This is a genomic window from Microvirga tunisiensis (genome assembly GCF_009296175.1).
Lineage (GTDB): Bacteria > Pseudomonadota > Alphaproteobacteria > Rhizobiales > Beijerinckiaceae > Microvirga > Microvirga tunisiensis.
Map to the genome: position 1 here is coordinate 34235 of NZ_VOSK01000026.1, position 13783 is coordinate 48017.

General features: G+C 61.9%; 7 protein-coding genes and 4 pseudogenes. 9 read left to right on the forward strand and 2 right to left on the reverse strand.

Going from position 1 to position 13783, the window contains the following annotated elements; genetic code table 11:
* Positions 1–466: 466 nt before the first annotated feature.
* The 6 genes and pseudogenes from FS320_RS10055 (at position 467) to FS320_RS10080 (ending at position 7072) form a co-directional block, all read left to right on the forward strand.
* Entirely contained in the window at positions 467–1507 is a 1041-nt protein-coding gene (locus tag FS320_RS10055) for an IS4 family transposase (RefSeq protein WP_244627063.1), read from the forward strand.
* Positions 1508–1796: 289 nt separating this feature from the next.
* Positions 1797–3383, forward strand: coding sequence for a recombinase family protein (locus FS320_RS10060; protein WP_152711333.1), 1587 nt, complete (start codon positions 1797–1799; stop codon positions 3381–3383).
* On the forward strand, positions 3328–3762 hold the full coding sequence (locus tag FS320_RS10065; protein ID WP_244627064.1) for an IS4 family transposase: 435 nt from the start codon (positions 3328–3330) through the stop codon (positions 3760–3762). The genes FS320_RS10060 and FS320_RS10065 overlap by 56 nt, the downstream gene beginning before the upstream one ends.
* Positions 3763–4021: 259 nt before the next feature.
* Positions 4022–4747: a DUF2270 domain-containing protein gene (locus FS320_RS10070; RefSeq protein ID WP_152711335.1), complete on the forward strand. Its 726-nt coding sequence runs from the start codon at positions 4022–4024 to the stop codon at positions 4745–4747.
* An 87-nt stretch (positions 4748–4834) separates the two neighbouring features.
* A pseudogene (locus FS320_RS10075) lies at positions 4835–5183 on the forward strand (DUF6454 family protein).
* Positions 5184–5293: 110 nt separating this feature from the next.
* Positions 5294–7072, forward strand: coding sequence for an SLC13 family permease (locus FS320_RS10080; RefSeq protein ID WP_152711337.1), 1779 nt, complete (start codon positions 5294–5296; stop codon positions 7070–7072).
* A 215-nt stretch (positions 7073–7287) separates the two neighbouring features.
* On the opposite strand, the pseudogene FS320_RS10085 reads toward FS320_RS10080, so the two are convergent.
* Positions 7288–8256: pseudogene (locus FS320_RS10085) on the reverse strand (IS5 family transposase).
* Between the two features lie 247 nt (positions 8257–8503).
* Between FS320_RS10085 and FS320_RS10090 the strand changes: the two are divergent.
* From FS320_RS10090 to FS320_RS10100, 3 genes and pseudogenes are all read left to right on the forward strand, one after another.
* Complete coding sequence (locus FS320_RS10090) at positions 8504–10945, forward strand: hypothetical protein (protein WP_210252204.1); 2442 nt, start codon at positions 8504–8506, stop codon at positions 10943–10945.
* Between the two features lie 94 nt (positions 10946–11039).
* Positions 11040–11969, forward strand: a pseudogene (locus tag FS320_RS10095) (IS5 family transposase); the annotation flags it as partial.
* A gap of 858 nt (positions 11970–12827) precedes the next feature.
* Positions 12828–13412, forward strand: a complete 585-nt coding sequence (locus tag FS320_RS10100) for a PRC-barrel domain-containing protein (protein WP_152711340.1) — start codon at positions 12828–12830, stop codon at positions 13410–13412.
* 117 nt (positions 13413–13529) lie between these two features.
* Here FS320_RS10100 and FS320_RS45880 read toward each other — a convergent pair.
* A pseudogene (locus tag FS320_RS45880) lies at positions 13530–13783 on the reverse strand (IS630 family transposase); the annotation flags it as partial.

Sequence of the window (13783 nt, forward strand, 5' to 3'; positions counted from 1 at the left end):
AACAAACCTTCGTATTGGGAGGGGACAGAAGTCCCAAATCCGAAGAAAGCCCCTAGAATCACAGAACGAAGCACACTAGCTCGAGATCGAAGCCCAAACTGTCCTGAAAACGTAAGTTGATTACTTAACTATCTTTCAGGCAGACAGCTAAAATTGCGCAACACTCTTCGCCTTATGGAGCATTTGACCAGCGAACACATACATCGATGCGTTTTGAACTTTAAGTGACCTCTAAGTTCCCTTGCGGAACGATTATGATGCATCAAATTTTTAAGTCAAGCGACTGACGAGGCCACGGTGGATCGGGCGGTGATGCTCTGCGGTGCCAGTGCTCCGTTGAGGGGCGTTCGTAAGTGGGGCAGATTGCTTTCAATTACCCACATCTCCGGAGCCGCGCCACTTCAGCTTGCGCGAGATGACTCGGGCGTGATTCCTTGTTGGGCACCCATTCGGATGGAGTGCTGCCATGGATCCGATGCTCGAGGGTGCCTCGTGGCTCGATGAGGAATTGGCCGGATCAACCTTTGCCGATGCACGGCTGGGCCGGCGGCTGCGGCGGCTCTTGGAGCAGCTCGGCGGGGCGATGGGAGCGAGCCTGCCGCTGGCCTGCCAGGATTGGGCCGCCACCAAGGCCGCTTATCGCTTCTTCGACAATGATCGCGTCAGCGAGGCTCAGATCCTGGCCGGCCGCTTCGCGGCAACCGCCAGCCGCGTGGCCGCGACCGAGGGGCCGATCCTCATCCTTCACGACACCACCGAGTTCACCTATCACCGGGTCCGGCCTGAGCCAGTTGGCGTGATCGGGCAATATCCCTGCCGCAACACCAGTTATGATCGACGCCAGCTCTATACCGTTTGCGGCCTTCTGATGCACTCAAGCCTTGGCGTCACGCCGGATGGGCTGCCGCTGGGGCTGTGTGCGATCAAGTTCTGGACGCGCGCCAGCTTCAAGGGCACGACAGAGCTCAAGCGGCATATCAACCCGACGCGGGTGCCGATCGAGGACAAGGAGAGCCTCCGCTGGCTCGAGAACATGCGCCAGTCCTCGGCGCTTGTCGCTGATCCGGCACGGTGCATCCACATCGGCGATCGCGAGAGCGACATCTATGAGCTGTTCGTCACGGCGCACGAGCTCGGCACGCACTTTCTCGTCCGCAGCTGTGTCGACCGGCGGGCGGATGACGGCACCCAGACGATCCTCGCAGCCATGGACCAGCAGCCTGGCCAAGGCGAGCACCCGATCGCGGTGCGGGACGACAAAGGCAAGGAGAGCCAGGCGCACCTCACCATCAAGTATCATCGCCTCCAGGTGCTGCCGCCTCTCGCCAAGCGGAAGCGCTATCCCGCGCTCGCGCTCACCGTGATCTGCGCTGATGAGCAAGGAACACCCGAGAACCGCCAGCCCATCCACTGGCGCCTCATCACCGATCTGCCCGTCACGTGCGTCGATGAGGCGATCGAGAAGATCGGCTGGTACGCCCTGCGCTGGAAGATCGAGATGGTCTAATCACAAATGACAAATTCTGCCTGAGCCGCTTCAGACAGCTTAAGCTGAGCTGGTGGCGATTGCCGTTGCGCTTGCGCGAGACCTGTCCGTCGGGTTGCCCTTCGTTGCCGAACTTGTCTGCGGCAGGAGGCAACGATGCGGGAGTGGCGGATGCACCGGACATGCCAGCCTCATCCGGACGGGCAGCGCCGGTGGGATCGGACCTATCAGCAATTGATGGCGTGGACAAAGCTGTCACAAGACGCTGCGGTCCCGACCGGCGCCGAGCCTCCCGCACGGGAGGTGAACCATGAGGACCGGGATCTATGCACGGGTCTCCACCCAGCGCCAGGCACAGGCCGACGGGCTTGCTCAGCAGATTGATCGCCTGCAGGCTCACGCCCTTCAGCAGGGCTGGAGCGTCGCCCCGGAGCACATCTTCCGCGATGATGGCTATAGCGGCGCCAAACTCACGCGGCCAGGTCTGGAGCGACTGCGCGACCGTGCGGCTCTGCGCGAACTCGACCGGGTTCTGATCACGGCACCAGACCGGCTCGCGCGCAATTATGTGCATCAAGTCCTCCTGCTCGAGGAGATCACGGCCACCGGGTGCCAGGTCGACTTTCTCGACCGGCCGATGAGCCAGGATCCGCATGATCAGCTTCTGCTGCAAATCCGTGGGGCCGTGGCCGAATACGAGCGCACCCTGATCGCGGAGCGGATGCGCCGGGGACGGCTGCGCAAGCTGCAGGCCGGCGTCCTGTTGCCGTGGATCCGGGTGCCGTACGGCTATCGCGTCAATCCGGATCGTCCCCGCGATCCCGCCGGCGTGCGTCAGGATCAAGCCGAGGCCGCGGTGGTGGCCGAGATGTTCGCCTGGTATGCTGATGAGGGCCGCAGCTTGTATGGCTTGGCCAAGAAGCTGCATCAGGACGCGGTGAGGCCTCCGCGCGCCCGGGGACGCTGGGGCGTGCCGAGCTTGCGGGGCATCCTGACCAATCCCGTCTACACCGGCGAGGTGTATGCGGGGCGGATCCAGGCTGCCTGCCGCCCAGGGGCTGCGGTCACGACCCGGTGCATCCGACCGCGGGAGGACTGGATGGCCGTGGCATCGATCCTGGCCATTGTCACCCAGGAGCAGTTTGATCGCGTGCAGGCCAAACTCGCCCAGAACCGGCAATTCGCAGGCCGCAACAACACGGCTCAGAGCTATCTGTTACGGGGCCTGGTCAGCTGTGGCGTGTGTGGGTTGGCCTGCTTCGGCCGCTGCTTGCGATCGCAGCATCGCTATTATTGCTGTCGCGGCAAGCTGCCAGCCCTCCAATCCCACCGGGAAGGGAAGTGCCGCTCGCGCTATATTCCGGCCGAGCCGATTGAGAGCCTGGTCTGGGAGGATCTGTGCCGGTTGCTGACCCATCCGGAGGCCATCGGCTATGCGCTGGAGCGGGCGCACGGCGGGCATTGGCTGCCTCAGGATCTCCAAGTCCGGCGTGATGCCTTGAAGCGGGGGCAAGTCCGCGTGGAGCAGCAAATCGAGCGCCTGACCGAGGCTTATTTGAGCGAGGTTGTGGGCCTGGAGGAATATCGCCGTCGCCGTCACGACTTGGAGCAGAAGGTCCAAAGCCTTGGGGCCCAGAGGCAGCAGTTGGAGGCGCAGGTCGACCGTCAGAGCGAGATCGCACGGGTGAGCCTGAGCATCGGCGAGTTCTGCCGCCGGGTGCAGAAGGGGCTCGAGCAGGCAACCTGGGAGCAGAAACGGCAGCTCATCGAGTGGCTGGTGGTGCGGGTGATCGTCACCGACGGAGAGGTCGAGATCCGCTATGCCATTCCAACCAGCCCCAATGGCGAAGCGACCCGCTTTTGTCATTTGCATTCAGACTATCGAGCTGTTCCATAAAATCCTGAAATCGGGCTGCCGGGCTGAGGATGCGAAGCTTCGGTCGGCCGAGCGGCTGGTCAATCTGCTGGCGCTGTTCTGCATCCTGGCGTGGCGGGTGTTCTGGCTGACGATGCTCAATCGGACAGCACCCCAAGCATCCCCACGCCTGGTCCTCACCGCGCTCGAGATCCGCCTGCTCGATCAGCTGGTCAAGAACAAGACGTCGTCACCGTCGCCAACGCTGGCACACTATCTGACCAAGATCGCCCGGCTCGGCGGCCACCTCGCCCGCGCCAAGGATCCACCGCCCGGCAACATGGTCATGTGGCGCGGCCTCTCGCGCCTCACCGATATCGAACTCGGCGCCTCCCTCGGCATGAGGCTTGTGGGTAATTGAAAGCAAAATGCCCCGCTTACCCTTCGGCCAGTGGGGGCGGACTTCGACGATAGAGAGCCGCTGGCGCCGGAAACGTATGACTTGGCCGGTCCAGGCGAGGCATCTCACCGTTCGCAATGCCGCTCGACCGAGGTGTGACGGATTGATCTGCGAACGTCGTCGACCAGTGCTATAATGCCTTATCAGGTCCTGACTAGGATGCGCCTTCCGCGCTGACCGAGAGTGTCCGAACGCCGTCCAGAGTGGAGGGAGGGACACCATGCTATCGAAAACCGATCAGAGCACTGTCCAGGTTCTGCGCCCCACTATCGCGGCACCCGTCTTTCCCAGCACCTCGACCGAGTTCATCACTGTCCTGGCGCATTATCATCGCGCCGAGATCGCCCGCATGGCGGGCTGGCGCGATCGGATCGACCGGACCACCAACTGGGCCATTACCGTAGTGGCGGCAATGCTCTCAGTCTCGCTCTCCACGCCGACCGCTCACCATGGCGTGCTGCTGTTCGCCATGGTCCTGGTTCTGCTGCTCCTGGTGATCGAGGCGCGCCGGTACCGCTTCTTCGACGTCTACCGCAACCGGGTGCGCCGGATGGAACGTAACTACTTCGCCCAGATCTTTGCCCCTGAGGAGGGGACGACGGACGACTGGATCCTCAAACTGGGGGATGATCTCAGACGGCCCATGTTCCTGACCAGCACCAGTCAGGCCCTCTCCCGCCGCCTGCGGCGCAACTACTGCTGGCTGTTCCTGATCCTGCTGTTCGCCTGGCTGGTGAAGACCACCTTCATCCGAATGCAGGAGAATGCTGCCGAAGCCCATCTGGTCGGCTCGGTCGGAGAGTGGGTGCGCAACGCCGCCATCGGCCCGGTGCCAGGCTGGGCCGCGATCCTTGCGGTCACGCTCTTCTATGCCTGGATCCTGTATGCCTCGCTGCACCGGCCGAAAGGGGAGGGCGAACTGGCCTTCGGCAATGTCCATGTATGAAAGAGATGACCAATAGGATCGCCGTTGTCTCGCTTCTGAAGGCTCTCACCCCAGTCTGCAGAGACCTTGAGTGGGCGCAGCATGGGTATGCCGAAGCAGGCGGCTGCTCTGGCAGTCTACGAGCTCACCAATGCCGTGCCTCAGATCGGGCTGGAGCAACTCCGGCGGCTGAACACCTCGCACTATCTCGATGACCAGGACTGCAAGTACGTCGGCGGCCACCGCATGCTGTGCTCCGGCGTGACCGAAATGCGGGTGACCTCTGACACTCCCCTGTTTCGGCTTGGCGGTCTCTATCTGGTCAGCCTCACCGATGGCCGGCCGCCACCGCCATGATCCGGTCTGGAAGGAAGCGAGCGATGCAGGCGTTCGGGGCTACTTCATGCCCGAGGACGACAAGTCGGTGCTCTACATCTACGAGACCGAGCTGAAGTAACGCGTTGACGATGCCGAAGCCCAGCGTGGGCGAGTCATGGTTCGCGGCTCTCAGTGGCCTCTGGTCGCGGCCACGTGTTAGCCTTGCAGACGTTGTCCCATGGTGGATCGATGGCTCTCGATCAGGCCCTTGCCTTCGCCATCCTCGCCGCGGCTATGATCCTCTTTATCTGGGGTCGGCTGCGCTACGATCTCGTGGCCATTCTCGCGCTCCTGGCGGCGGTGTTCACCGGCGTCGTGCCGCACGGGGAAGCGTTCAGAGGTTTCGGCGACGACATCGTCATCATCGTGGCAAGCGCCCTGGTCGTCAGCGCGGCGGTGGCCCGCTCCGGGGTGATGGAGGCGGTCCTGCATAGGGTCTCGTCGCATGTGACCTCGGTGCAAGGCCAGATCGTGCTGCTGGTCACGGCGGTGACCATCCTGTCGGCCTTCGTCAAGAACATCGGCGCGCTCGCCATGATGATCCCGGTGGCACTCCTGGTGGCCCGGCGCCTGAAGGCCTCCCCTTCCTGCTTTCTGATGCCGATGGCCTTCGGATCTCTGCTCGGCGGCCTGGTCACCCTGGTTGGCACCTCGCCCAACATCATCGTCTCGCGCGTGCGCGGCGAGTTGACGGGGCAGCCCTTCGGCATGATCGACTTTGCCCCGGTCGGGCTCGGCCTCGCCGTGGCGGGTGTCGTGTTTCTGGTGTTCGGCTTTCGGCTGCTGCCGGGCAGGCGCAAGGCCAAGGGCACCATGGACGAAGCCCTCGACATCCCCGACTACATGACGGAGGCCCGCGTCACTGCGGCCTCGGTGGTCACTGGCCGGACGGTCGGCGACCTGGTGCGGTTCTGCAACGATAAGGTCATGGTAACCGGCATCGTTCGGCACAAGACCGTCCGCATGCCGCTTCTGCCGGATGCCATCCTGCTTGAAGGCGACATCCTTCTTCTGGAAGGGGATCCTGAAGCGCTCGAACGGGCCGTGGCGCGGGCGCGCCTGGAACTTGAAGGCGGGGACCGCCCCACCCGCACCGCGCGAGCGGCCGACGAGATCGCCGGGATCGAGGCCGTGGTCGGGCCGCGATCGATCCTGATCGGCCAAACCGCCAAGCGCATGACGCTGCATGAGCACTTCAACATCAACCTGCTCGCCGTCAGCCGCAGCGGCCAGCACTTCACCGAACGGCTGCGGGACATCGTTCTGCAGGCCGGTGACGTCCTGGTGCTGAAGGGCGACCTTACCCGCCTGCCCGGGACGCTGCGGGAACTCGGCTGTCTGCCGCTGGCCGAACGGGCGATCCGCCTGGGCAATGTGCGTCAGGGTCTCGTTCCGGTTGCGGTCCTGGGCAGCGCCATGGCGCTCACGGCCGTCGGTGCGCTGCCGGTTGCCTCCGCCTTCCTGACCGCCGCGGTGTTGATGGTCTTGCTGGGAGCGCTCTCCCTGCGCGAGGCTTACGCCGCCATCGACCCACCAATCCTGGTGATGCTCGGGGCTCTGATTCCGGTGAGTGAGGCGATCCGCACCACGGGCGGTGCCGATCTGATCGCCAGGGGGCTGTCGGACCTGGCCGGGACCTTGCCGCCTTACGGCGCGCTGGCGCTCGTGATGCTGGCGGCGATGGCGGTCACGCCGTTCCTCAACAACGCCGCCACCGTTCTGGTGATGGCCCCGGTGGCGGTGAGCTTCGCCCAGCAGCTGGGCTACCGGCCCGATGCATTCCTGATGGCGGTAGCGGTTGGCGCGGCCTGCGATTTCCTCACGCCGATTGGGCATCAGTGCAATACCTTGGTGATGGGGCCGGGTGGTTATCGGTTCGGCGATTATTGGCGGTTGGGACTGCCGTTGTCGATCCTCGTCCTGGTGCTGGGGGTGCCGCTCATCCTGCTCGTGTGGCCGCTGGTCTGACGGGCCGCCTGCGCTGGTGCTTCGTGTTCGGGGTGGCGGTCTTCACCGAGCAGTAGGTAAGACCTTGATCAGCGCCGGACCTGATCGGGAGCCGCCTTTGAAGGCACATTGTCTGATTGACAGAGGTCAGGCTGGGAGGCCACCATTCGATGGTGGGAGGACCGTGTTGCACAGATCGACTGGGAACCGCACTCAGCCCACTCTATGGCTTTCGTTTAAGCAGTGCGGACAGACTTCGGGCGTCCAAGCTCAAGCATGCGGTTCAAGGCATGAACTGCAATGGCGACCTCAGTGCCGCGACGTTGGTCGGTCCGCGAACGCAGCGCATCTCCAATCACTCGCTTGAAACGGCTTATAGACGCCTCCACCAGAGCCCGACGCGTGTACCCGGACCGCTTCTGCCAGCCCATGCGTCCATGCTCTTGGATGCTTTGGAGGTGTCGGTCGCGCTGGGTCGGAGTGCTCTCCCCATCCTCGCTCAGCACCGCCGTTGATCGTGGTGGCACGATCACGTCAGCGTCAGGATGGCGCTTGCCGACGGTGCCGTCGATACCAGCTTGATCGTAGGCTCCATCACCGATGAAGGAGGCGAGTGGAGCTGCAATCTGGTCGAGCAAGGGCTCGACCTGGGAGTCATCATCGACATCATGGGTCGTCAGCTCTGATGCGAGGATCTGCCCGGTCTCGGCATTGACCCCGATGTGCAGCTTGCGCCAGGATCGGCGTCTTCGGGTGCCATGCTTCTCGATCAACCACTCGCCGGGTCCGCACAGTCGCAGGCCGGTGCTGTCGACCAGCAGGTGAACGGGTCCTCTGGAGCGTGAACATGGCTTTGGGACCTCCAGAGTCTCGGCACGCCGGCTCAAGGTCGAGTAATCCGGCACCGCCAGATCCAGACCCAGGAGGTGGAGGATCGAGCCAATCAGACCCTCCGTCTGACGCAAGGCCAAGCGGAACACCGCTCGGAGCGTTAGCGCCGTCCTGATCGCCAAGGCTGAGTAATGCGGCTGACCGCCTCGGGTTCGGCGCGGCTCAGCCCGTCAGGCCGCGATGGCTTCCGCAGTGAACCAGACGGTCAGGCTTCCCCGCTGGCGCAGGGCGGCGTCATACTCGGCCCAATTCGTGACCCGGGACTGCTGCTTGGGGATGCGGTGACGGCGAGCGGCATTGATCTTGAAGGGCACGGTCGAATCCGCAATCAGGAGGGCCCAACTCTCCTATCCATCCAGCTTCGCCCGCCAAATCGCCCATTCGTGCAGCAAGGCATTTTGGCGTCCCCGTCAAGCCCAAAGAAGACGGGGACGCTGGGGTTTGGTAGATTGTCAGGAGCAAGCTGGTGTTAGGGAGTTAGAAGAGAATCTCTTTAGGATCCGTCTTCGGCGGATAGAGGCTAGCCTTGGTAGGAGGACCCGGATGATGAACAATGAGCACGTGCCGCTCGGTGGGTTTCTTCCAGTGTCGGTTATCCTTCCCTTTGGACCTCAATCCGAAGATGTGAAGGACATGCAGGAGGCGATTGTCGCCCAAATTCAGGTGCCGGCGGCCTTCGACCTCTCAGATTTGGAAGCAGGATCCCACGTCCATGTTGCCCAAGAGAGCGACACGGTCCTGCGGCTCATCGAGGCTTACCGGCAATCGGCTGATCCAGACGACGTGAAAGAACGGAATATCGACGTTCTGGAACACGTATCCCGGGATCCTATCAATCACGCCGTCGTCGTTGAATTCACCTCACAGGGTCTGTTGCGCTTTGTTGTTTTGCGGCGGAGCATCGAATATGTCGCGGGCCAGGACGGCACTCCCCTTGTCGTCCGCATGATCCATGATGTTGCGGCAGCACATTACAAAGGATCCCTCCATACTGATGACCTGATGCAGGCGTGCGGAGCAGCCGTTCTGGCAGACCTGGTTAAGCTTCATCTCGATATTGCCGAGATCGCCACTCATCTGGATGCGCAGGAGGTCCCCTATCACGGGCTGGAGCAGCAACTGCCCTTCATGTTGGAGCCAGCGCTGAGGGTTGAGAGCCATGTGAAGGGCAGTGTGGGGGATAACGACTATGCGGTTCACGCGATCGGAACCCTGATCGAGACCTATTCCGGACATTGGGCCGGGATCCGGGATCCGAACCATACGCCTGGTCCTGCGTATTTCGTGGGTCCATACTATCCAGGAAGCTGGTTCACTGCAAAGCAATCATCCAGTGGACGCGATACCAGGGAGAGCTTGCGAGCGCGAGAGATCCTGCGGAGCGCGAGCCTCATCGCGCACTCAAATCTGCGGCGCGTGACCCCGGCTGAGACGCCAGACTTTGTGCCCGGCCGAAGGGTAGAGACGATCGTTTCCGAGTATGCTTCGCTTGAAGCCTTGGCCGCCGGGGGCTTCGCACTGGGGTTAGATGTCAAGGATCCGCGCTCCGTCTTCGGATCGTTTGGGGAGGACGTCAAAACCGGACTGCTCTACATCTTCGAAGTTACCAACCGGGCCTTGTCGGCCTATGTCGGCATTGAGAGGACGTTGAGCCTGACCCTTGAGGCTGGCGTGATGATGCCTCTGACGCTGGATCTCAAGCTCGGTCACATGCTGGGGGAAATCCAGGAGCCTATGATCGCCGACCGCATCGCGGAAGTTTTCTTGGACCAGGCGATCTCCGACGTCTTTTCTTTACAGAGCAGCCTCTCGGCCTTCAGTGGTGATATCCTCGTCCGCTTCCGGGTTCCGTCTGCCCTCGCGGCTCATTTCAGGCAAGTGATCTCTCAAGATTGGAAGGAGTCGCTCGATGCCATCGGGTACGAGGGCTCCCATCATAGGGTGCGAGAACCGGTCACTATCGAGGAGGATGTCTGGCCGGATCACGAAGAGCCACATGTTCCCGAAGTGCTATTCCAACAGCTTCCGACAGGCGTCAGTATCGATCCGAATTCCATTCTCGAGGCTGCTTCCGACGAGGTGGAAGACGATGTCGATGACCTCGAAGTTCTCAGATGCCGGGACGGTAAAGCGGAGTGGGTGCATCTAGAGGAACTGGAGGAGGATGAGACCGACGAGCCGTTCTGGCTTCTACGGACTTGGGTCGGCGGAATGGCTCAGCCCGTGGTCTATTCGACCGTTTCAGGTCGCAACATCGACGGCGGAGAATGGTACCCGCAGGAGCTGGTGGCCAACTTCAGCCACACACTGGCTTCACTACCCCAAGCAGTGAAGACAGTTGCTCTATCACCTAAGGGAGTGGCGAAGCTGAGGGAAGCTGCCGAACGGCTCTTCAGCCATGCAAACATAAAGGTTGCTCCCATAGAGACAGTATTCCTCAATGCAGACGCATACGACGCGGTCTTTGGGGACCGTCTATCTGAGGAGGATGAGTCCCTCCTCGATCATCTTGCTACCTGCGCCGATCCGGATCGGGATTGGGAAGATCCGCTAGACGGTGAATGGGAGATGACAAGGCCGTCTGACTTTATCGTCGCGGTTCATGACGATCTTCGCCTGAGTGACGACTTCAAGGGCGCAGATGCGATCCTGGCGGAGTTCCTGTCGGGCCGAGCATTCGCGCTACTTGGCTATGGGGACGATTTGTTCCGTTCGACCATGTTCATTGTCGCTCTGGCGTACGTCCGCAGAATCCTGAATTCGGCAGGGGTACCGTTACTGGCGAAATCCGATATCCGTATCGTAAGGGATAACTTACGCTATGCTTGGGATCAGCGTGTATCCGAAGCGAAGGTCTCGTCTGCTATTTCGGCTGCTATTGAGGAAGTTTCGCAAGGAACCCCAAAAGTCCGCATCTATCTGGCAGTCGCGCGGGTCGCGCAGGCCTTTGAGGCGGTTGTCGATCTCGCATCCATGGTCACAGAGAGACGCGTCGCCTATTAAGACATGCGACGCCGCCATGTTGCACGAATAGGCGATTTGGTGGCCGGAGCGGGATGGATAGGAGAGTTGGGCCCTCCTGATTGCGGATTCGACCGTGCCCTTCAAGATCAATGCCGCTCGCCGTCACCGCATCCCCAAGCAGCAGTCCCGGGTCACGAATTGGGCCGAGTATGACGCCGCCCTGCGCCAGCGGGGAAGCCTGACCGTCTGGTTCACTGCGGAAGCCATCGCGGCCTGACGGGCTGAGCCGCGCCGAACCCGAGGCGGTCAGCCGCATTACTCAGCCTTGGCGATCAGGACGGCGCTAACGCTCCGAGCGGTGTTCCGCTTGGCCTTGCGTCAGACGGAGGGTCTGATTGGCTCGATCCTCCACCTCCTGGGTCTGGATCTGGCGGTGCCGGATTACTCGACCTTGAGCCGGCGTGCCGAGACTCTGGAGGTCCCAAAGCCATGTTCACGCTCCAGAGGACCCGTTCACCTGCTGGTCGACAGCACCGGCCTGCGACTGTGCGGACCCGGCGAGTGGTTGATCGAGAAGCATGGCACCCGAAGACGCCGATCCTGGCGCAAGCTGCACATCGGGGTCAATGCCGAGACCGGGCAGATCCTCGCATCAGAGCTGACGACCCATGATGTCGATGATGACTCCCAGGTCGAGCCCTTGCTCGACCAGATTGCAGCTCCACTCGCCTCCTTCATCGGTGATGGAGCCTACGATCAAGCTGGTATCGACGGCACCGTCGGCAAGCGCCATCCTGACGCTGACGTGATCGTGCCACCACGATCAACGGCGGTGCTGAGCGAGACGGCAGAGATCGCCCCAACCCAGCGCGATCGGCATCTCCAAAGTGTCCATGAGCATGGCCGCATGGGTTGGCAGAAGCAGTCCGAGTACACGCGTCGGGCGCTGGTGGAGGCCGCTATCAGCCGGCTTAAACGAGTGATTGGGAACGGCTTGCGCTCGCGGACAGATCGGCGTCGCGCGACCGAAATCGCCATCGCAGTTCATGCCTTGAACAGGCTTGGGGCGGGCTCAGTACGTCCACCAGCGGATCCATGCAACACAGCCCCGTGCCGCTCTACTCCTGCCCTCAACAATCCTGCGGTCCATGGCGCGTCTATGCCGCACTCTGCGCGCGAACCCGTCCATGGCCGGGGCGTTGGTCCAGGATTGAGGCAGACACTGAGCCAAGATTCGTGATCTGCAAGATTGTGCCACCAAGACGAGGCTTCCTGCCGGGAGGCAGCAGGCACGAGACTGTCCATTGCATTGCGCCGGGCCGGCATTGGCATCCGTGATGACTATGAGCCGGTCATCCATCATAGCGAACACCAAGCAACCGCGTGGAGGCAGCATGTTCTTTGTCGTGTGCGGAAGTGCGTCACGTGTGTCCTCGGAGATGATGAAGCGGCACTGGAACGCGCGGACTTCCAGGAACAGGGTGTGATGATGCGGAGACGGCTCCGTGGTCGTCAGACGAGTCATGGGTCGAAGATTATGCCGCACACGAGGGCTTGGACATTCAGCAACCGCCACACCATGAGAGCACCTCGCTCGGCGATATTCTGTCGCCCGTGGCTGCGTCCGATCAACCTCGGATCGCGACTGGCCTGATGCTTAGATGGCTGGGACCAGCCACGCGTGCAAGGTCAATCCGGTCAAACGCGGAGAGCCTGCCGATCATTCCGCGCCGTCTGCGCAGCCCCGAAATCGTGCGTATCGCCTCCGGCGGCTGCGGTGAGGTTCGCTGCGGCTTGAGCCAAGGGCTGGCTTCCGGGTTTGCCTTCGTGTTTCGGGGACCGGATCCATGAGACCAGCCAGTGCGTTTTCATCCTGATCATGGGGCAAGGAGCTATCCATCCCGGCGAGAGGGAGGTGCTCATGCGAAGAACAACGTACTACGTGTTCCAATCGGCAACGGTCCCTGACCTGCGCGGCATCACCGGCGATCCAGACGGTGCGAGGCTCCCGGCGACGGACGGACCGTGGAGCCTGGAGCGGCAGATTGCTCCGAATGAGCCTTGGTCCCTGGATGTCAATCAGGCCGTCGTGGAGTTCGGGACCCTGGAGAATGGTTTTTATCTCTCGGGCCCAATTCCCAGGCACGCCTCATCCAAGCCCGTCATCGAAAGCGATCGTGTCGAGGGCACGGCGGTGTTCAACATGCAAGGGCACCGGATCGGCACCATCAAGCGGTTGCTGATCGAGAAGGTCAGTGGGCGGGTGGTCTATGTCGATGTGACCTTCGGCGGCTTTCTCGGCATTGGTGTTCACCATCGCACGATCCCATGGGGTAAGCTTTCATATGTCAGAGACCTTGAGGGCTACCGCACTGACATCACCAAGGAGCAGGTGCAAGGCGCATCATCGTTCTGCATTGAGGGTGACGATGAGGTATGGCCTGACCGCAAGCGTCAGCAGGAGATGAGGGACTACTGGCATGATTATCCAAGAGGCCCGATTTAACCTCTTGCGGGAGCCGTTCCTTGATAAATCTTCAAGGTCCTTAGGGGTTTAGCGAACCGGATGCACAAGAATGGCGTTATCCTTCGTGCCTAGCGGTCTTAACTCCCTTTGGCATAGCTAGTGTTGTGACTCTAACGCTTGTTTCGCACGGGCGACCTTTTCCAGGATAGCTGAGGCCGAGGCGGTCCAGACAAAGGGTCTCGGGTCGGCATTGTGGTGCTCCAGGTAGTCCATGATAGCACTCTCCAGATCGGGCACGCTCGTGAAGGCGCCCCGCCGAATGCGCTCCTGGGTGATCAGGGCAAAGAAGCGCTCAACCTGGTTGAGCCATGAGGCCGAGGTCGGCGTGAAGTGCAGGTGGAAGCGCGGAT

What these genes read in the sequence shown, in the direction of transcription:
- FS320_RS10065 (WP_244627064.1), top strand. Translation starts at nt 3,328, where the DNA reads ATGGCGAAGCGACCCGCTTTTGTCATTTGCATTCAGACTATCGAGCTG.
- FS320_RS10070 (WP_152711335.1), top strand. Translation starts at nt 4,022, where the DNA reads ATGCTATCGAAAACCGATCAGAGCACTGTCCAGGTTCTGCGCCCCACT.
- FS320_RS10080 (WP_152711337.1), top strand. Translation starts at nt 5,294, where the DNA reads ATGGCTCTCGATCAGGCCCTTGCCTTCGCCATCCTCGCCGCGGCTATG.
- FS320_RS10060 (WP_152711333.1), top strand. Translation starts at nt 1,797, where the DNA reads ATGAGGACCGGGATCTATGCACGGGTCTCCACCCAGCGCCAGGCACAG.
- FS320_RS10055 (WP_244627063.1), top strand. Translation starts at nt 467, where the DNA reads ATGGATCCGATGCTCGAGGGTGCCTCGTGGCTCGATGAGGAATTGGCC.
- FS320_RS10100 (WP_152711340.1), top strand. Translation starts at nt 12,828, where the DNA reads ATGCGAAGAACAACGTACTACGTGTTCCAATCGGCAACGGTCCCTGAC.